The sequence below is a fragment of the Paenibacillus sp. FSL R7-0026 genome (assembly GCF_038004485.1).
Lineage (GTDB): Bacteria > Bacillota > Bacilli > Paenibacillales > Paenibacillaceae > Paenibacillus > Paenibacillus xylanexedens_A.
Map to the genome: position 1 here is coordinate 5,604,340 of NZ_JBBORG010000001.1, position 18,767 is coordinate 5,623,106.

Sequence of the window (18,767 nt, forward strand, 5' to 3'; positions counted from 1 at the left end):
ACAGACAGACAATACGTCCTTATCCTGCAATTAACTTTCTGCCTTATTCATGACCTGGCGAAGCCAGTAATACCGATGCAAGTCCATGATAAAATGAAACACCACAAAAGCCAGCATAATGTATACACACATTAGCACAACAGCCACAGTCTGCTGTGTAACAAAGGCCAGTGAAATATTGGCCAGAAGATATGCTCCGCCCGTAATCATAGTTATTGTGGCAACAGGCACACCCGTGCTTTTATCCCCTTTTTTACGCTGAGGGGGATGCTGCAGCTTACGCAAATGAAACTTCACGTACTGGAACAAGGCAAAACCATATACCACAAATGATCCAATGGCGTACCAAGGTGTCGACAGACCAAGTGTCCCGTAGGCAAACTTCTGTATAATCACCATAAATCCCACAGAACAAACGATGCCAAATACACCTCGGAACAATGCATAATTCAGTTGGAGTCTGCGTGGGGCAGCAATCAGGGCAATCGCCCATATATTCATAAAGGCTAGTGGTGGCACGAGAATATACGCATACAGCGATTGGAACGGGACACTGAACACGGGAATAAGCAGAAATACGTTAAGAAAAAACAGGACAAGTATGCCAGCACTCAACCGAATACCATCTACGGCATAGATAACATAAGGTGAATCTTCATACGGTTTTGAACGTTTATTGTTCGCCATAATAGCTCTTCCTTGATAGATTCGTTTCGTCATGATTACAATGCCAGTTCAGCCAAACGAACAACCCTGCGATAGACCATCGTATCCATCAGATCCTCCCAATCGAGCTCACTGGCATTAACGTCTCGATAATATACCGCAGCAGCAGGCAAGAAACCAACCAGAGGCCCTGTACCACCACATATCAGGCTACCGCCGTCTCCGCCTTTGGGCATCACATCCCCAGCCGAATCCAGTGTAAGCTCATACTTGTAGGGATCACCAGCAAATTGCACCCCGAAGAAATTTGGCATTTCCAGATCATAAGGACGATCATCCTTTTCTTCAACCCGTGAAGAGGCCGTCTCTGCCGATCCATCCACAATCTCATCCATGCCTTCCAGACTTCCAAAGTGCTTCAATCTCATTGTATAGTCGAAGCTGTCACCCCAGGGAAATAACGTGCGACAACCGCCGCCATAGATATACTCCCATTCGTCTTCGGTCAGCAAACCAAAGCCCGCCGCTGCTTCCTCCCTCACGACGTCCTCCAGTTCTATTCCTTCGTTGAACCACAGGATTCGCACTTCATCTTCACTTTGACGAATCAGACGGAATTGTTGATGCAATTCATATTCACGTATATCCGACTGCTTAAACTGCTCCAGTGCTGACGGGAAATCAGGATCTTCCTGTGCAAATGCTTCCTCCTCGGACACTTCAATCCAGCCTAGCGAGATCAGTTCGCATTCAACAAGCATCGGCGCAATAGTAACTTCTCTCACGGGTGACATTTGACTCGCCAGAAACGAATCCACATCCTCGACACCATACTCACTGACCGTTTCATGCAAGTCGGTTGAGGTCTCTTCGTTCATACCATGCTGCCAACGATCCCAGCCGAGTGTTACTTGATCCCCAGGCACAAACACAAATCTCAGCCCATCCTCCGTAAATACACCTGTCTCCATCCGCAACCCGAATCGTTCAAATGTCTCGAGACCCTCATATACCATACCGTCTGGTAACTGACGAACAAGCTTACGCATCCAAGCCTCTTTGTCCTGAGCATTCAACCCCTGCCACATGTTTCGTCTCAATGTTTCCATAACTCTCCCCACCTTTCCTTATACACTTTCACTTCTCTAAAATGCTTCACTGGCTGGCACAGCACAATCTTACTTGTCTTGTTTACATTTTTATTTCCCTGCGGCCTGCAACAGTTCCAGCAATAATTCCTTCCGTCTTCCCTCCGCTTTGCGAGCGAGCGTTGTGAGCTTCTCTACTTTACCGAAGATTGGATAAAGCACATGTTCTGCCTCATAACTTTCGAGTCCTTGAATCTGCCTAACCAACTGTTCGAGTATTTCCTCATTCTCAAGCTCAGTCTGAATCTTAAGCTTCAGACTATCAGTCGAACGACGCAAGCTGGCGACTAACGCAGGTATGGATTGAACCGTTACACCCTGTTTTTCTACAAATGCCGCAATGAACTTATCCTGTATTAACTGATGCTCATCATCCACTTCACTCATGTAACATTCAACCAGCGGGAAATACCGCTCATCCACGAGCCCCAGTCCAAAGGTTGCATAACTGCCTGGCATACAGCTTTTCTCTCCCTCGGTATCCTCATAAAACTCAAACTCTTGGATAGCCTCACGCGCATACTCTTCCAGAAGTGGATGCAACTCCGGGTACTCCAGTGCATTGGCAAAGAATCGGTGGGTATCCGATTTCGCGAGTCCTTTGATCGGCAAATACTGCTTTACGCTGGACTTGAGCTTGATCTTATAACCTTTCGGAAAGCCCTGTTTCAATAAATGAGTGATAAAGGTAAGTGCCTGTTGATAGGCAACAGCCTCTTCCTTACGAATGTGAATGGTCATCAGAGCAAATACATCATTTGCTTTGCATTCCACTTCTTCCGTTTTCACATGAATATCGTCCTTCGCATACGTTCCGCTGCCTTCTGTCATCATACGTGCCGCACGTTTGCTACCGAGTTGCTTAGCGAGTTCCAAGAAAGTCACACCTTTGGGTTTACTATAACTCGGCTCAAAACGTAGAATCATGACCGCCGCGTATAATAGCAGATCGATTGGTTGAGTTTCGGATGTTTGCGCCTTCCCAGTCTCGTTCAAATGTCGGCCTGCCTGAGTCTCAACGTTCGACTCTAGCGTTGTTCCTGGTTTTAGTGAATACTCATTGGTACGATAAGGCGAAGACTGAACATCATAATACTGTGGCAAAAACTGATTCTCCGCCCATGCCGTCACCGCGCGAGTGATCTCACCACGATGTTCCACCATTGCCTCCGGACGCCCCTGGTTCAACTCTTGTATCCGGTCATACTGCCCGATCGTCCATGCTACATCCAACTCCGGGAACAGCTTTGGATCGAGCAGATGACTCGTCAAAAAGAAGGATTCCAATGGCTTCGTTGGATATGTACTGTTCTCCAGATTCTTGTCTACATAGGTATGAATACGCTCAAGGAGCATCGCTCTTTTCTCTTCGTTTATCCATTCAAATAAAGTCAGTTGCAGCTTGCCTTCGGTTGTTGGGAATTTCCCTCGCAAGGTGAAGCGGTAGTCAATCAACGGAGTATCTGCCAGCTTGTCCAATCTTCTCTGAACAACCTCTACAAGCTTAGGCCCAATCTCGTTACGTACCTGTTCCACGGTAAAGGCTCCTGCCTGCTTTGATTTCACATCATCATCCAAACCCAGATCCAGGCTGTCTACCGTGGTCCGTCCAGGTCTGTAATCCAGTACAATATCATTGAAAATACCCATTTGCAGCGTGGTTCGCTTCACAACACTTTCCAGGTCATCCCGCTTTTGCTGTTCATCAAACCATTCATGGAGCGTCGTTATCATCTCTTCCATCGCCTGATCATAAAGTGTACTCATCTAATCTCCTGCCTTCCCATGCATCTTATGATGTTCATCAACCACACTTGAACCTCTATTCATCCCGGATTAGTCCGAGGTATCTATGTTATAAATACGTATTGATGTTCGTATATTACCTATTATTTTACTCTCTCAAGTACAACGGAACAATAAGGCTTACGCACGGTTGCTTGCTAGTAAGAGAGATCTACGGATTCCTTTTTTTTCATATCTATGTATGCTCTCGGTATGCCCTCGCTATCATCATCCCCACGTTGTATAATCATTGTATTCCTTTTCAGGAGGTCCGACTAAATGAGCTACAGCAAATACTTCCCCTTGGAAAACTATTTGAATCAAGTTTCAATCACCCTTACATACGCAGAGCTTGAGGAGATTCTCGGATTTACGTTACCCCCTACTGCGTATAATCGCGAACAATGGTGGGTGAATAATTCTAATAATCATACACAGGCACTATCCTGGTTAAATGCAGGATGGAAGGTTGAGAATGTGATTCTAGGAAAAAACGTTACCTTTGTCCGTTGCGAGTCATAATCGATCTGTCCGATATAGATTGGTTGCTATAACTCCTAAGACTCTATTTTTCTATAAATGTTATTCGAGACAAAAAAGCAGGGTAGACTGATGAATTCATCAGTTCTCCCCTGCTTTGTAAATTAATTAACTGTCTTATACCACTCGTTCACTTCGGCAGTGATATCATCCCCACCCATGGATTTCCACTTTGTCACAAACGCATCAAATTCCTCAATGCCCACCTGACCATAGATGATCTTGCTGAACGTATCCTTCTCCAGCTTGTCGATCGCATCCTGTTTCATTTTCATCGTCTCGGTCGGTGCTCCCGTGAACTTGCTCTTGATCGCGTTATCTTTATTCGCAACGACGACTTCAGCGGCTACAAACACTTCCGGTTTGTTGGCAATTTCCGTATTTTTCTCAAAAGGAGTCTCCGGCTCCTTACCCTTCGCAAGTTCCGCCAGCGTATCCATCATGAGATTCGGAATCCGTGCACCGTCATACGTAATTGTATATTTGAGTGGTGATACGCCGTCCTTCACTTCAGCTTCACCAACGACTTTACCGTCCACAATATCATAGTCATATCCTTGCGCGAAGCCATGTTCAAATTCGCTGCCCACTTCTGGATTGGCAAAGTTGTCGAACAGATAATTTTGATACGTGAAGAAAATCTCCGGGTTCACCATGTCTTTGTTAATCAGCACTACCCCGTTACTCGCACCAGATCCATGTTGGTGGCTCTCGCCTGTTGGTCCAGTAGGTAAAGCAATGGCCTTGTACGTGGCACCATCCACATTTTTCTTCACATCATCAATTGGCCAGTTCGGCATCCAGTGTGGTCCCACGATAATGCCAGCTTTGCCTGCGGTGAACAATTCTGCTGCTTTGATCTCGTCATACACACCCGCTTCTTTGGGCAGATAGCCTTTGGACAACCAATCTTTCATCGTCGCGAGACCTTCCTTCACACCTGGCTGAATGGAGCCATATTGCAGTGTTCCGTCTCCGTCATCATTCCACTGTCCAGGCATCGTGTTGTACATGCCGAAGATCCAGCCGGATTCCGTCATCCAGGTATTGAGCGCATTTTTCATACCCACGGTCAGACCATACGTATCTTTTTTGCCGTTCCCATCCGGGTCTTGATTCGTAAAAGCATCCATGACCGTAACCAGCTCATCCATGGTTTTTGGTTCTTCCAGTCCCAGCTTCTTCAGCCAGTCTTCCCGGATAAACATGACCGAATCGCCGTTGTAGGCATAATCGAAGATTGGAATGCCATAACGCTCGCCCTCATACATGTACGGATACCATTCCTCCGGCGCCGATTCAGATGCCTGTTTCCATGTGTCCGAAGCGTATTTGTCAAACAGCTCGCCTGCATTCGCAAACTTGCCGGACTCAATTAATTCCCGTACCAGATTGTAATCCCCCCGAATGGAGACGATATCCGGCAGTTCTTCGTTAGCGGACAGGGACAAGCGTAATTTCGTGTAAAATGCATCATTGGTCACCGATACAGCCCACGGTGTGGTCAGATCGATGCCAAGTCGTTCCTTGGCCCATTTGGTATGCACATTGTTCTGGGCCGTTTCCCCGTTCTTAAATTTCGTATCATCATTCCAGGCCCGCAAATAACTCATCTGTACCGCCGGTTCATACTTCCCGTCTTGCAGAGCAAGTGGTGTAGCGGCTTCCTTCGCCGGTTCTTCCTTGGCCCCTGAACTACATGCCGTTACAGCAACCATCGTGATTGCGAGCAATGCCGTCATCATTTTTCTATACATGAACTAACCCCTCCTCAGGTAACTTGGATACCCTTATGTGCCAAATGCACCTTACATGAAAAGGATAGTGCAGCCGGGGAGGCAAACATATATCACAATTTCAATGTTCATATTGATTTGTTAACCGTTCCGAAAATCCTGCGGGGTCAGTCCATAATGTTTGCGGAACACCTGAATGAAATAAGGCGTGTTATTGTACCCCACTTCCTGACCGACTTCATAGATCTTCATCGCCGTATGCTTCAGCAAATGAACCGCACGTTCCATTCTGGAACGGATAATATAATCACTAATGCCTTCACCTGTGGATTGTTTGTACATTTTCGACAGATATACCGGGTGCAGATGCACCTCTCCGGCAATGACCTGCAACGATAAATCCTCGCCCAGATGATGGTCAATCCATTGCTGCACCTGCCTGATCAGCGTTGATCCCGCATCCTGTCCCGTATCGTTCGCACTCTCTGCCCACTGCTGCATTACAGACCGAGTCCACGTTTCCAGACTACGCAGCGAGATGCCATAACCATCCTTGAGCAACTGCTGGTACTGCTCCCCAAGCACTTCAGCTAACTGTCTTCCTTCCCGATGAGCCATATAGGAGAATGCCGCCGCCAAATAATGAAAAGCCACATACACATGCTCCGGGAACACACTGTTCGACAGTTCGGCAAAGATCTGATCAATCTTATGGTGTGCATCCTCCATGCGCCCGGCTTCCAGTAACGTCGTCAGACCCGGCGGTTCATACAGTGCTGCAAGAGACTTCAACGTGGCCCCATTGGTTCCCGCCGCCGCATTCAGATGTAATCCTTTGCCAGCCTCAGCCTGCTTGCGAAGCGCACTGACGGCTTGATGATATAGCTGGGGCACCTGATCTGGGAAACGCCCCATACGACTAACGGATAGGGAAATGGTCGCGTTCAGATACTGCCTCACACTGTGAATCAATCGCTCTCCAAGTCGGCCCATTAGCATTTCCGGTTCGGCTTGGCTTTGTTTGGGACTGGCCATGAAGACCAGATCATCGTAGGCGTCATCCGTGTGACAGAGATGGTAGGTACTGCCGTAGATCTCTTCCACCACATTTGAGATGGCATACTTCATCAGTCGAAACGCTTTATGTGTAGGTTGATGGTCATCATACCGGATGAGCAGCAGTTGCATTTTATCCTGTGGACGGAACCCGATCTCCAGTTGCTCCAACTTGCCTTCGAGTTCAGCATCCGCAAATTTATGCCCTAACAGTACATCCTTCATTAGCTCCGCCCTCTTCTCGGGCAGATGTTCCCTCACGGAATACATGGCCCGCTGATGCAGCAATTGTTTCTCACCCTCCAGGCGAATCTGCACGGCGGCCTGCTGCACGGATTCGATCAGTTCTTCATCCCGAACCGGCTTGAGCAGATAACTGACTGTCCCGTGTTTGAGCGCCTGCTTCGCATAATCGAAGGAAGCATGCCCCGATAAAATAATACATTTGGTCTGTTCCCACTTTTGCCGGATGTGACTGACCAGATCCAGACCGGACAGACCCGGCATGCGGATATCCGTGATAATAATATGGACCTGATGTGATGCCATATGTTCCAGGGCCTCTTTGACTGAATAGGCTTTGAATACCTGACCAATCCCGTGTTCTCTCCACGGTATCGAGACAGCGATCGACTCGACTGCCGAATGTTCATCATCCACGACCATCAGATTCATCATACGGTTGTTCCTCCTCAAACCATCGAATTTCTACACTAAGTCCACCATAAGGAATCGCTCCAAAATGAAGCCCGGACGACAGCCCATATCGCGTAACGAGACGCTGATGCACATTCCACGTGCCTGTTCCAATCTCCTCGCCCATCGGTTCATTGATCTCCCGTTCCAATTCCGCAATCTCTTCCGTTGTCAGTGTGACCCCGTCATTGTCTACAAACAGGCTGTATCTTGTATATTTTCGTCCCTCAATATGTTCGGGTACCGCCATCCCCGTTACGACGACATGCCCACTGCCTTCCATCGGTTCAATGCCATGGATCACCGCATTCTCTACGATGGGCTGAATGAGCAGCCGCGGAATGTGGAGCTGCATCAGTTGCTGCGGTACGTCAATCTCGTAGGTCAGCCGGTTGGTCCGCATCTGTTGAATGGACAGATAATGGTCCAGCAGCCGTATCTCTTCTTCTACTGTCGTCATGTCATTCTCGCCCCGCGTAATGTAGCGATAGTAGTCTCCCAGACTTAGCGACATGGCAATAACCGCTTCACGGTTGCCAAGCTGGGTCATATTTTTGATATAAAACAGGCAGTTGTACAGGAAATGCGGATTGATCTGTGATTGCAGATGTTTCAATGTGGCTTCCCGTGAACGGATACGTTCCTCGTATACCTTCTCGATTAGTTCCTGAATCTGCTCCGCCATATGGTTGAAGCTCTGGGTCAGGTACGCGAATTCATCACGGGAGTGATCGACCGGAATCCGTGTGGACAGCTGCCCTTTGCGAATCTGTTGCAGCCCTCTCATCAAGCGATGGATTGGCACCTGAACTTTTCGATACAAAAGCAGTGCAGCCCCGATACTCAGCACCAGCAGTAAAAGAATGGAGGTAATAAACATATTCCGGCTCTTGTCCATCGGGGTTAACAAATCATCCAATACCACCGGGTTCACGTATACCGCTTGCAGTTGTTTGGAGTGCACGTAACTGACCAGATATTGTTTACCGCCCACCTCCAATTGATGATTGCCTTCCCTCTCCGGCCCGTTAAAAGGCATATCATGGATAATCGCTTCGACGAGTTCGGGGTCCGCCGTACGGTTCAGCAACGGATCGTTACCTGGTACCAGCAAGAAGGGATCTCCTCCCTGTGTCTCTTTGAAATCATCCAACATGGCAACCACGTTCATCGGGTCAAAATTAATCTCCATCACCGTTCGCACGCCTGTGTTTACCGGTTTTTCATTCCACTCGTAGTTATCCGTGAAAAAGTAGGTGAAACTCCCCTGCTCCAGCTGCCATTGACCTGGTTGCGGGAACGTCAACATCTTCTCATCGTAAACCGTCCGGCTGGACATGGTGGATAACACAAGTTCTGCTTGCGGCAGGACAATGGTAATATCGTTCTTCCAGCGGCTGGTGGACTGGTACAACGATAATTTGTCGAGAATATCCAGATAGATGCTGTTCTTCTCATATTGGCTGGTTGAATCCGTCATGTAACGGTAATGCAGGATACTCGGATCTCGCAGCAACGTCAGGCCATACAGCGAGAGCTGCTCGATATTTTTGTCCACCTGGGAACTGAAATAATTGAACTGGTTTAGACTCGACTGCTGTTTCTCCTCTACCACCATGTCCACATTTGCCTGATTCGCGTATGTATAGAGCAGCAGAATGGGTACGAGCAGGCAGATTAAGAGAATGACCGTCTTCGCAAATACTGTGAATTTCATCTTTTCACCCTGTCCCTGAATTTGAAGTCGTTCTACACCGAAGTCCTATTTTATATTGAAAACCCTTACATTTCTATATGATTTTATGTTCTCCGTCTTTCCTGCGATCTGAAATCCCCTTATACTGGGAGTGAAATCAACATTTCGTGAGGGGGCTCTGTGATGCAACTGACAGAACAAGGTATTTTGCACATTGAAGAGGAAGATATCTCCACGATGTATTGTTATCGGGATCGGGATGGGATGACATTTGATGCTTCGTTCCTGTTTGAGTTACAGCTTCATGAATTAACTTTATATCATGGCAGCGTTCGAGCGATTCAGTTTGATTTTGAGGAAGAGGAAGCACCCCACTATGAAGAACGGGAACGTCTTGTGTCTGAGGTGCAGTCAGCGGTCCGTACCGTTGATACGCAGTATGATGGCTCCATTGTGAAATGATATAGGTACGTTCAGCACGAAGGGCATATTGGACGCAGACAGCATATGGCAGGAGCTAACCTGAAGACAGGGGCATTGGACTTTCGAGTCGGATGCTCCTTTTTGCTGTTTCCATCAACAAGTTAATATTTCAACATCCGCATTGAAATGTTGTTCTATAGTCCGCCCTTTTCCGTTGCTATAATTCAGTTGCTCCACTCTGTGCAGAGGCTAACTCGCCTCATGTTGTCGGGACTGGACGAGATAAAGGAGGGACCCTGATGGCTATGGAACAACCGTTAACAACCAATACGTCGGTGCGAAAAATGAAACCCCATCCACGCAAACGTACCCGCTGGAATTTCAAACGCACGTGGCCGCTGCATCTGATGCTGCTGCCTGCTGTACTGCTCACTTTGCTGTTCGCCTATGTGCCCATGGGCGGCATTATTATTGCTTTTCAAGACTTCAAACCGTGGCTGGGGTTCACTGGCTCCAAATGGGTCGGCTGGGACAACTTCCGGTTCATGTTCGAATATCCCGACAGCGTTCAGGTCATCTGGAATACGGTACTGATCGCTTCAATGAAAATTGTGGCCGGACTTCTAGCCCCCGTGGTGTTCGCCATTTTGCTAAACGAGGTTCGGAACTCTACGTTCAAACGTTTCTCACAGACCTTGGTGTATCTGCCCCATTTCCTGTCCTGGGTTGTATTGGGCGGTATTCTGCTCGATATGTTATCACCGGAAGGTGGGCTGGTAAACCAGGTGTTAGCCGCGGCTGGCGTTGAACCGATCTTCTTTCTGGGAGATGGCGACTGGTTCCGTGTAACGGTGGTTGTCAGTGATGTGTGGAAGGAGTTTGGATTCGGGACAATTGTATTTCTGGCAGCACTTGCGGGCATTAACCCAGCATTGTATGAAGCTTCGGAGGTGGACGGGGCAACACGTCTCAGACAGACATTACATATTACCCTGCCTGCACTCGTGCCGATGATTATCGTGGTAGGTACGTTATCGCTGGGCAATATCCTGAATGCAGGCTTTGACCAGATCTTTAACCTGTACAATCCGCTGGTATATGAAAAAGGCGATATTATCGATACCTTTGTCTACCGGATGGGGATTCTGAATGGCAAAATGAGCTTTGCGACTGCCGTTGGACTATTCAAATCATTTGTCGCGATGTTCCTGGTCATCTCTGCGTACCGGATGGCGTACAAAATCGCTAATTACCGTATTTTTTAAGGGGCATTTTGCATACATCCAGCAGCGACTTTCAATAAGCAAGATATGCTAAGGAGGAATCAAGGTGTATCACAAAACAACCGGGTACCGTATATTCAATGGTTTCAACCTGATATTCATCGCGGCCGTCTCAATTCTGTGCATCCTGCCGCTGGTCCATATTCTGGCCGTTTCCTTCAGTGGTAAAGCGGCAGCATCCGCCAATCTGGTGACCCTTTGGCCGATTGATTTTACGGTGGACGCCTATACCAAAACATTTGGTAATAGTAACTTTCTCAGCGCGCTTTGGATTTCAGTTCAACGTACCGTTCTTGGCACACTGCTCAGTATGACACTTGTTTTCCTGACGGCTTATCCGTTATCCAAGGAGAGCCTGCACTTTAAAGGACGTTCATTATATGCGTGGTTTTTCATCTTCACGATGCTGTTTAGCGGGGGATTAATTCCGTCTTATATTTTGATCCAGAAGCTTGGACTGATTAATACGATGTGGGCTCTCATTTTGCCGGGAGCGGTGGCTGTCTGGAACCTGATTCTCATGATGAACTTTTTCCGCAACGTGCCAAAAGAGCTGGAAGAAGCCGCATTTATCGATGGAGCCAACCATATTACGACGTTATTCAAAATCTATCTGCCTGTATCCATGCCCGCCATTGCCACGATCTCTTTATTCACCATGGTAGGTCAGTGGAATTCCTGGTTCGACGGGCTGATCTATATGAATGATGCTTCCAAATATCCACTAGCCACGTTAATGCAGACCATAATTGTTCAGCAGGATTTCTCTAATATGAACGTGGATGCAACGCAGCTTCAGAACATGTCTCAGCGTACGGTTAACGCAGCTCAGATCTTTATTGGGGCTCTGCCAATCCTGCTCGTATATCCGTTCTTGCAGCGTTTCTTCGTAAAGGGGATTGTGCTCGGGGCGGTAAAAGAGTAAGGCAAACACACGGAATCCCCTCTTGGAATTCTTTGTTCAGAAAGATCATGATTTCAGTTGATTTGAGATCGTTCTCCCGCGAGTTGCGTTGTTATATTCATTAATTAACTCATCCAGCACCATGGATTGGCGAATAACCTCCGGATGCCATAGTTCCGGGTATTGAGCTGCAATCTGGTAGAGCCTTTGCCGTGCATGTTCGATACATTCCTGAATGGTTTCCGGATTATGTACCATACTCCCGCCCCCTGTTGTCCTTGAATATCATCATCCAAAAAAGACCATCTAATATAATATTCGGAACAAGAGGGGATTTGGATTACCCCAAAATTAAAATTTTGGTTATTTTTTCTTGTAAAAGTTATGATTAGCGTGGATCACATAAGTTGATGTGCATATATGTTCAATACAAATAAACCGGATCGGCTGCGGCCTGTCCGGTTTTATAGCGTTTATTTTTTTCCAAAACAACTTCACATGCCGAGATGAATATAAGCAGACTCAACAGCTTACCTCTACGCTAATCCTCATATTTTGTAAAAAAAACATCCTCAAGAACGGCCTTGGCCTTCTTCAGATCACGGGAATTCAGCGTATGAAGCATCCCCATAATTTCATTCATTTCCTCGTTAATGGTCACTGCTTCCGTATTCTCATTATCATTATCGTTTGAAGCTTCATCGGAATATGAGCCCCCTTCACTAGTAACCATGGATGGATCGTCTTTTTCCGAATGAAACCAGGAGGTATGCGCGGTGTCACGGAGAGCATGCACTAAGAACTGCAATTCATCTTCGGTATATCGCTGCAAAAAACGATTCGCGCCAAGATCAATTTGTTGATGCATGGCTTGATGCAAACGATAGATGTCTTGACCCAGTTCTGTCATGCGAAACAATACTTCTTTTTTATTATCCGGCAGATATTCAGGCAAGATGATATTTTTCTGTACCAGCCTTTTGGTGATTTTGGAAACCGTACCTTTGGAAAAGCCGAATTGCTTTGAAATGGTTATGCCATTTACAGGCTCAAGTGTTCCAATTGCATCCAGCACATGCAGCATGGTAACCGTCATTTCTTCGACTAACTCCCGAACTTCCGGATTAGGGCTGTTCTTAAGCAGCCATTCCTTCTCTTCGTCATCTTCCGCTTGGAATTTAATCTGTATGTCTTTCACAGCTTCCAGCACTTCATTGATCAAGTGCTCTTTATTGTTATTGTTTGATGGCTTGATCATCCTTTTTCCTCCAACACTAATGAACTTCATCTCAGTATATCAAGGACAGGTCCACAATTAAAGTTTCCTAGGAAACAATGTTGACAAAAGAATAGAATTTAAACTACTATTGTTGCAAGGAAACTTATTGTTTCTTAGAAACAATAAGTTGTGATCTTCATAGTCCGTTAGTGATGAGAAACAGACCTTTATTTTATAGCCATATAAGTTGAACTAATCATTTACACGATAACGAAGAGGACAGAAAGAACCTGAAAAAGCGAAGCGTTCGCCTTTATCACCGGATTTCCCCTTGAGAGAGGGAATCGAAAAAATCTGGGGATAACAGCGATTGGAAGGTTGTTCTGTCATCGTAGTGCCTGTGTAAATAATTTTTAGTTCAATTTATATAATTCAGAGAGGAACATTACAAATGACAGATATACGATTCAAGCCATCGCAAGAGAAGGAACAAACGGGTATGTGTCGATCGAGGGGAGATTACGATATCGACGTATTGGTTGCAGGTGCCGGCCCGACGGGCTCTACATTAACAGCAGATCTTTTGCGCCACGGCCTTCGTGTCCGGCTGGTCGACAAGGCTCCTCACGCCTTTAAGGGTTCTCGTGCCAAGGGAATACAGCCGCGAACCCAGGAGGTTTTTGAAGATCTAGGCGTGCTGAGTGATGCTCACACAGAGGGAAGTTCTTACCCGCTCGCAGGTATCCATCTAGGCCCGATCACTGTGCCATGGCGCATGCAGCAGCGAAATAAAACCACACCAGATGTGCCCTATCCGAATATTCTTCTGCTGGCTCAACACCGCACGGATGCCATCCTGCACCGCCTACTCGAACGTCAGGGGCTGAATATTGAATTTAACAACGCGGTAGATTCTTTTGAACAGGATGCCGATGGGGTGACGGTGACGCTCTCTTCAGGGGAAAAGATTCGCAGCAGATATCTGGTGGGGGCAGACGGGGGTTCTAGCACCGTTCGTAAAGGTACAGGTATTCGATTTGTCGGAGAGACCAACGAATCAGATCGTATGCTTATCATTGATGGTACAATCGATGGCTTGTCTCGCAATCGTTGGCATATGTGGCCCCGCACAAAAGGTAAATTTGTAGGAGCTTGCCCATTGCCTCACTCCGCCCAGTTCCAGGTCATGATCAGGTTGGGAGCAGACGAGAACCCAGATCTGGACGAGGCTGTACTTGCCGCTCAGTTCTACAAGCTCACTGGTTTACGACTCTACGACATTACTTGGAGTTCCGTATTCCGTCCCAACGTGCGACTTGCTGAGCATTATCGGTCAGGTCGTGTCTTCCTTGCAGGCGACGCGGCTCACGTCCATACCCCAGCCGGTGCGCAAGGACTCAATACCGGTGTACAGGACGCTTACAACCTCGGCTGGAAGATAGGTCAGGTCATTGCTGGCGCACCCGATCGCCTGCTTGACACCTATGAAGCTGAACGTCAACCTGTTGCCGCACGCGTTCTTGGAAAATCCAGCGAGTTGTACGCCAAGCTCGATAATAAACGTCTCGCCAGTCTCAAACGCGGTGACGAAGAACGACAGCTCGCACTATCGTATCATGGTGGTCCACTTAGCTCTGAGCATGCATCAGCGACTAAGTCACTTCAGGTCGGAGATCGAGCACCTGATGCTCCATGCATCGGCCCAGGTGGTGTAAGACGACTATTTGAGATCCTTCGTGGACCACAATTCACATTGCTTGCCTTTGGAGCCAATACTGCTCATATTCTCCCAGAGTTGATCTGGCCAACCAGCGGTGTCGAATTGCACAGATACATCGTTAGTACCGGCAATGAAGCCGAACAGAATGTTATCAACGATACCACCAAAAAACTGACCGAAATCTATGGCATTCACAGCGACACGCTGGTACTGATTCGACCCGATGGTTACATCGGCAGCATCATCAAGGGCGACTGGCAGGCGGAATTTGAGAATGCGGTCAGCATGGTTACCCCGCCAACTTAAGTGAGAAATATTGAAACTGTGCTTCTAGCATCAAATGGAACTTCGGCCTGCGGTATCACATCAGATAACTACTTATTATATTTATCTTAATCCAACATCCTTAAAACGATTGCCTATCGTCTCTGGAAAGGCACGTTTAATGGCATCAATGGCACGTTGTTCCGTAGCCCCTGCCTTCCATATAAGCTCAATTACCCTTTGCACACATTCCGGTTCTCTCGAATCCCAAGAGATGGAGTTGTCTATTTCCTCAATGATCATTGTGTACAGGTTTGCGAGTAGCTCATACTCGTTTATGACCTGGTCCATTTGAATGGACAGATGCTTAAGTCCTGCAACATAAGAGGCAATATCCAATCTTGATTTGGCATAATAGCAAAGTACAGTTGCCGCTTGTTCAGCGTCATATCTTCCTGACTGCAAAGCAGCAGCAATAGCGGCATACGCAGCCGCCCCACAGGCATAATCTTGGGGCGGTAGCATATAGTCATGGGTTTCCCATTTGTACACGGCCTGGATTAACGATTCCTTGCAGACTTCCCACAAATCGATAGGTGCACAGGCTTCCAGAACCTGATAATACCAGTAAGGTGTACTGTTCCTCCCAAACGAATCATAGGGCAGACGAATGATCTCATTACCTTTACTTTTACAGATGAATAACACCCGTTCCGCATCATCATATCCAGTAACAATGACAAATTGATCGTGCCAGAGAATCGCACCTACGTCCCGTTCAATGGAAGCTTTGATATCCAGCAGAGCCTGCTTCTGATAGAGCGGAAAAGTCGGTTCAAATGAAAATCCACCATGTTGTCCCGTTGTCACACCAATGAAGTCTGCTGCGACAAAGTTCTCTGCCATCCAGTTGTATGTCGAAATTGATTCTGACCTCAGACGCCGATCCACCACTAATCGGAATGCACTTGCTGTCATACCTGCAATCATGTGGTGTGGGAAAACCGTCCACTGTTTATGTAATAAAATGCGATACAACGCATCTGTATATGCGCTCACACCGCTCCATGATCTATATTCATCAGCAAAACTCACAGCTTGCGGGGATTGAATCCAGTCCTGCAATACTACTTTTGTCGCCATCATCCTTCACTCCCTTCCCCTCTCATCCTATCGTGCGGAATGCGCTCCCCACCGTGGTATAGTGGACCTTTTACGGTCAGGATACTTCCTGGATATCACTCGAAAATAATCAATGGCCTGCTCTTCCAGTGCTTTCGCCTTCACGAGTACTTGTGCTAAATCTTCTGTGGTGTCTGGTCGCAAGACACGTCTATTCTCCTGCTGAACCATATATCCTTTCATTTGGTCAATTAACGTCCCAAGCTGTTCATAACATGCACAAGCCTGGTCCAGTTCGTTCCATATCCCTCGAACACCCTGCAAATACATCCTTATTTCGGTTCGCGAATGGCAGAAGGATTCCAAAATATAACCTGCACCGGTTTCATCGAAATCCCTACTCCGCAGGGCCTCCACCCACACATCATATGCCTTTTTACCTGAAGCAATATTCTGATCAGGTAACAGACGATAGGGAATATCCCAATCCTCAATCGCCAGTCGCAGGGATTCCAGCAGCATCTGCTGTTCAGGGATGCGGACCTGATCACCAAACACCTGACAATACCAAAATCCGGTAAAGTTTAAGCCGAAATTGTCATACAACAAAATCTGCGGTTCCTTGCTCCATCCGTCTTGCACATAAAAGATGCGGTCACTGTCATCATATCCATGAATAACACCGAACTCAGGAATCCAGTAAATCACACCAGTGCCTTCATCAATACTCCGTCTCACCCAATTCACTGCATCCTGCTGATAATAACTGAACGTGGAATGACGTGTACGTCCCCCATCCCAGATCGTGAATATCCCCAGGTTATCGACTCCGGGACGATGTGCTTCCCCCCACTGTCCATACGCTGTAACCGACATGGGAAGTAGTCTGCGATGTACCGACAGCTTGAAAGCCATACCCGTATATCCGGCAAGTACAACCTTGGAACCTTGAAACTGGCCCGTATGGGTGAGTATCGCATGCAGACTATCCACGTACGATTTGGACTCCCGCTTCATGATGAGGTTTTCTAAAATATTCTCAGCCAAGGACGGATCTTCTCCTCTCTATGCTGCTTTATTCCACGTTTTGCTTACGTTGTATCGCGAGCCTGTCAATTAATCCTTCTGCGCTTTGCTGAAGCTTGCGTCTAAGCCACCCAGGAGACAAAAGTTCCTCCCATTCGCTAATAAACAAATGCTGTAAGAAAGCATCCGTGTCATAAAATTCAATTGAATAAATCTGATCGTGCCTAGCCTGGATACGATACCCTTGCCATAGGTCCATTTGCTGCAATTCCTTCAAGCGAATCTTAGCTACAAACGGTTTACGCACAGGCAGTGGTTCTTCCCATCCACCTAGGAGGGCATCTGACCTGTACTCAAATCTCTCATCCAAGATCGATACATGAACAATGCCCTCCAAGCGAATCGCCACTTGCTGCACAGGATCTGCTTCATAACCCACCACGTAATCGGCGTTAAACTGGGATATCATCTTTAATGGACACAAGGAAAACTGCCGTTCTCCATCGTGATCCCTGTAATGAATATGTACTCTGCGCAAGTCGGTTATGCCATGGGACAATAATTCAAAGAATTGCAGTTGCTTCGGTTGCGTTGAAAATACCGGAAGCTCGCTACTTCCCATCTGTTGTTCCTCCAACGTAAAACGCTCCAGCAAATGCGCTACACGTTTCACCGCGTCCGATTGCTCATAATCGTAATGTCGATATCGATGCGCCAGATATTTCAGCACACGTTGCTCTTCTTCGGTCATATACAAATGGGGCAATCGAAAAGTCTGATCCTCATAACAATAGCCCCGATATTTTGCCATATACACCAAAGGGGCTCGCAGGGAACTTGCCATATATTCAATATCACGCTGAGCCTGACGACGGGAGATTTCAAATTCACGGGCAAGCCAGCTGCTATTCGGAAAACGTCCACCCCGAATCTGTTCGTCAAACCAGTGAATCCGATGCATGTTACTCATCTTCCCGCCCCCATCTCATCCATTCCTAATATATTCGATTATATCAAAAGACATGGCCCGTTCCGAAGAACAGGCCAGTTATGTTATACATGTGCCTTATCCACTCTGGATTGCACGGCTTTGAAACATTTCTTGCATACTTTCAGACTTGTACCGTCTGTTTTTGTTTGCGTATACAACAATTTAATTCGGGTACTGCTGCATACTGGGCATGTTCCCCGGCCTCTGGAAGGAAGACTCCACAAAACGCGTCCTCTTTTAGTTTTTGCCAATGGTTGTGAACCTCTTTTCGATATGGTTTGTGTGTTCACCGTTATTATATATGGCAAGGTACGACACAGAATGTCGCAGCAGTATTAGAGGTAGTTCAAAAAGTCCCCAATTGATCATGAAGTAGCCCACGAAGCGAACTCGACATCGAATCTTGCGTTCACCTTCCGAGTCCGGTGCTCATGTAGGTTTGCCTACACTCCGCTCCTCCTCCTTCAGGTTTTCGCAACCTTCTCGATGCTG

General features: G+C 47.1%; 17 protein-coding genes and 1 pseudogene. 5 read left to right on the top strand and 13 right to left on the bottom strand.

The genetic code is table 11. The annotated features are described in order from the left end of the window. Positions 1–30: 30 nt before the first annotated feature. The 3 genes from MKY44_RS24625 to MKY44_RS24635 form a co-directional block, all read right to left on the bottom strand. Positions 31–687, bottom strand: coding sequence for a hypothetical protein (locus MKY44_RS24625; protein ID WP_341008975.1), 657 nt, complete (start codon positions 685–687; stop codon positions 31–33). A 35-nt stretch (positions 688–722) separates the two neighbouring features. After that, positions 723–1,775 carry a hypothetical protein gene (locus MKY44_RS24630; protein ID WP_341008976.1) on the bottom strand — a complete coding sequence of 351 codons (1,053 nt, stop codon included), beginning with the start codon at positions 1,773–1,775 and terminating at the stop codon, positions 723–725. A 90-nt stretch (positions 1,776–1,865) separates the two neighbouring features. Then, a complete protein-coding gene (locus MKY44_RS24635) occupies positions 1,866–3,581 on the bottom strand; it encodes a DUF6138 family protein (RefSeq protein ID WP_341008977.1) in 1,716 nt (571 codons plus the stop codon). Between the two features lie 297 nt (positions 3,582–3,878). Here MKY44_RS24635 and MKY44_RS24640 point away from each other — a divergent pair, with 297 nt between their 5' ends. After that, the gene (locus MKY44_RS24640) at positions 3,879–4,121 is read left to right on the top strand and encodes a DUF7662 domain-containing protein (protein WP_047841627.1); all 243 of its coding nucleotides are present in this window, start codon (positions 3,879–3,881) and stop codon (positions 4,119–4,121) included. Between the two features lie 122 nt (positions 4,122–4,243). On the opposite strand, the gene MKY44_RS24645 is transcribed toward MKY44_RS24640, so the two are convergent. From MKY44_RS24645 to MKY44_RS24655, 4 genes and pseudogenes are all read right to left on the bottom strand, one after another. Beyond that, the gene (locus MKY44_RS24645; protein ID WP_341008979.1) at positions 4,244–5,896 is read right to left on the bottom strand and encodes an extracellular solute-binding protein; all 1,653 of its coding nucleotides are present in this window, start codon (positions 5,894–5,896) and stop codon (positions 4,244–4,246) included. A gap of 120 nt (positions 5,897–6,016) precedes the next feature. Beyond that, the gene (locus MKY44_RS31560) at positions 6,017–6,874 is read right to left on the bottom strand and encodes a helix-turn-helix transcriptional regulator (protein ID WP_445670699.1); all 858 of its coding nucleotides are present in this window, start codon (positions 6,872–6,874) and stop codon (positions 6,017–6,019) included. A gap of 447 nt (positions 6,875–7,321) precedes the next feature. Then, a pseudogene (locus MKY44_RS31565) lies at positions 7,322–7,609 on the bottom strand (response regulator); the annotation flags it as partial. Beyond that, on the bottom strand, positions 7,584–9,344 hold the full coding sequence (locus tag MKY44_RS24655) for a sensor histidine kinase (RefSeq protein ID WP_341008982.1): 1,761 nt from the start codon (positions 9,342–9,344) through the stop codon (positions 7,584–7,586). The pseudogene MKY44_RS31565 and the gene MKY44_RS24655, both read right to left, overlap by 26 nt. A gap of 162 nt (positions 9,345–9,506) precedes the next feature. Between MKY44_RS24655 and MKY44_RS24660 the strand changes: the two genes are divergently transcribed. The 3 genes from MKY44_RS24660 (at position 9,507) to MKY44_RS24670 (ending at position 11,954) form a co-directional block, all read left to right on the top strand. Continuing rightward, on the top strand, positions 9,507–9,785 hold the full coding sequence (locus MKY44_RS24660) for a hypothetical protein (RefSeq protein ID WP_341008983.1): 279 nt from the start codon (positions 9,507–9,509) through the stop codon (positions 9,783–9,785). 305 nt (positions 9,786–10,090) lie between these two features. Then, the gene (locus MKY44_RS24665; RefSeq protein WP_145325936.1) at positions 10,091–11,011 is read left to right on the top strand and encodes an ABC transporter permease; all 921 of its coding nucleotides are present in this window, start codon (positions 10,091–10,093) and stop codon (positions 11,009–11,011) included. 64 nt (positions 11,012–11,075) lie between these two features. Beyond that, positions 11,076–11,954: a carbohydrate ABC transporter permease gene (locus MKY44_RS24670; protein WP_017692164.1), complete on the top strand. Its 879-nt coding sequence runs from the start codon at positions 11,076–11,078 to the stop codon at positions 11,952–11,954. 45 nt (positions 11,955–11,999) lie between these two features. Here MKY44_RS24670 and MKY44_RS24675 read toward each other — a convergent pair whose 3' ends face one another. Next, positions 12,000–12,191: an aspartyl-phosphate phosphatase Spo0E family protein gene (locus MKY44_RS24675; protein ID WP_036606805.1), complete on the bottom strand. Its 192-nt coding sequence runs from the start codon at positions 12,189–12,191 to the stop codon at positions 12,000–12,002. 283 nt (positions 12,192–12,474) lie between these two features. Next, entirely contained in the window at positions 12,475–13,191 is a 717-nt protein-coding gene (locus MKY44_RS24680) for a MarR family transcriptional regulator (protein ID WP_341008985.1), read from the bottom strand. A 412-nt stretch (positions 13,192–13,603) separates the two neighbouring features. On the opposite strand from MKY44_RS24680, the gene MKY44_RS24685 reads away from it, so the two are divergent. Continuing rightward, complete coding sequence (locus MKY44_RS24685) at positions 13,604–15,178, top strand: FAD-dependent monooxygenase (RefSeq protein ID WP_341008986.1); 1,575 nt, start codon at positions 13,604–13,606, stop codon at positions 15,176–15,178. A gap of 81 nt (positions 15,179–15,259) precedes the next feature. On the opposite strand, the gene MKY44_RS24690 is transcribed toward MKY44_RS24685, so the two are convergent. The 4 genes from MKY44_RS24690 to MKY44_RS24705 all read right to left on the bottom strand — a co-directional run bounded on the left by MKY44_RS24690 (position 15,260) and on the right by MKY44_RS24705 (position 18,526). Further along, positions 15,260–16,282: a hypothetical protein gene (locus MKY44_RS24690; RefSeq protein ID WP_341008987.1), complete on the bottom strand. Its 1,023-nt coding sequence runs from the start codon at positions 16,280–16,282 to the stop codon at positions 15,260–15,262. A gap of 24 nt (positions 16,283–16,306) precedes the next feature. Next, positions 16,307–17,305, bottom strand: coding sequence for a hypothetical protein (locus tag MKY44_RS24695; protein ID WP_341008988.1), 999 nt, complete (start codon positions 17,303–17,305; stop codon positions 16,307–16,309). Between the two features lie 28 nt (positions 17,306–17,333). After that, positions 17,334–18,254 carry a helix-turn-helix transcriptional regulator gene (locus MKY44_RS24700; protein ID WP_341008989.1) on the bottom strand — a complete coding sequence of 307 codons (921 nt, stop codon included), beginning with the start codon at positions 18,252–18,254 and terminating at the stop codon, positions 17,334–17,336. Between the two features lie 83 nt (positions 18,255–18,337). Beyond that, the gene (locus MKY44_RS24705) at positions 18,338–18,526 is read right to left on the bottom strand and encodes a hypothetical protein (protein ID WP_074096524.1); all 189 of its coding nucleotides are present in this window, start codon (positions 18,524–18,526) and stop codon (positions 18,338–18,340) included. Positions 18,527–18,767: the final 241 nt, after the last annotated feature.

Coding starts and splice junctions, on each gene's coding strand:
- MKY44_RS24625 (WP_341008975.1), bottom strand. CDS start 687: ATGGCGAACAATAAACGTTCAAAACCGTATGAAGATTCACCTTATGTT.
- MKY44_RS24630 (WP_341008976.1), bottom strand. CDS start 1,775: ATGGAAACATTGAGACGAAACATGTGGCAGGGGTTGAATGCTCAGGAC.
- MKY44_RS24635 (WP_341008977.1), bottom strand. CDS start 3,581: ATGAGTACACTTTATGATCAGGCGATGGAAGAGATGATAACGACGCTC.
- MKY44_RS24640 (WP_047841627.1), top strand. CDS start 3,879: ATGAGCTACAGCAAATACTTCCCCTTGGAAAACTATTTGAATCAAGTT.
- MKY44_RS24645 (WP_341008979.1), bottom strand. CDS start 5,896: ATGTATAGAAAAATGATGACGGCATTGCTCGCAATCACGATGGTTGCT.
- MKY44_RS31560 (WP_445670699.1), bottom strand. CDS start 6,874: ATGCTAATGGGCCGACTTGGAGAGCGATTGATTCACAGTGTGAGGCAG.
- MKY44_RS24655 (WP_341008982.1), bottom strand. CDS start 9,344: ATGAAATTCACAGTATTTGCGAAGACGGTCATTCTCTTAATCTGCCTG.
- MKY44_RS24660 (WP_341008983.1), top strand. CDS start 9,507: ATGCAACTGACAGAACAAGGTATTTTGCACATTGAAGAGGAAGATATC.
- MKY44_RS24665 (WP_145325936.1), top strand. CDS start 10,091: ATGAAACCCCATCCACGCAAACGTACCCGCTGGAATTTCAAACGCACG.
- MKY44_RS24675 (WP_036606805.1), bottom strand. CDS start 12,191: ATGGTACATAATCCGGAAACCATTCAGGAATGTATCGAACATGCACGG.
- MKY44_RS24680 (WP_341008985.1), bottom strand. CDS start 13,191: ATGATCAAGCCATCAAACAATAACAATAAAGAGCACTTGATCAATGAA.
- MKY44_RS24685 (WP_341008986.1), top strand. CDS start 13,604: ATGACAGATATACGATTCAAGCCATCGCAAGAGAAGGAACAAACGGGT.
- MKY44_RS24690 (WP_341008987.1), bottom strand. CDS start 16,282: ATGATGGCGACAAAAGTAGTATTGCAGGACTGGATTCAATCCCCGCAA.
- MKY44_RS24700 (WP_341008989.1), bottom strand. CDS start 18,254: ATGAGTAACATGCATCGGATTCACTGGTTTGACGAACAGATTCGGGGT.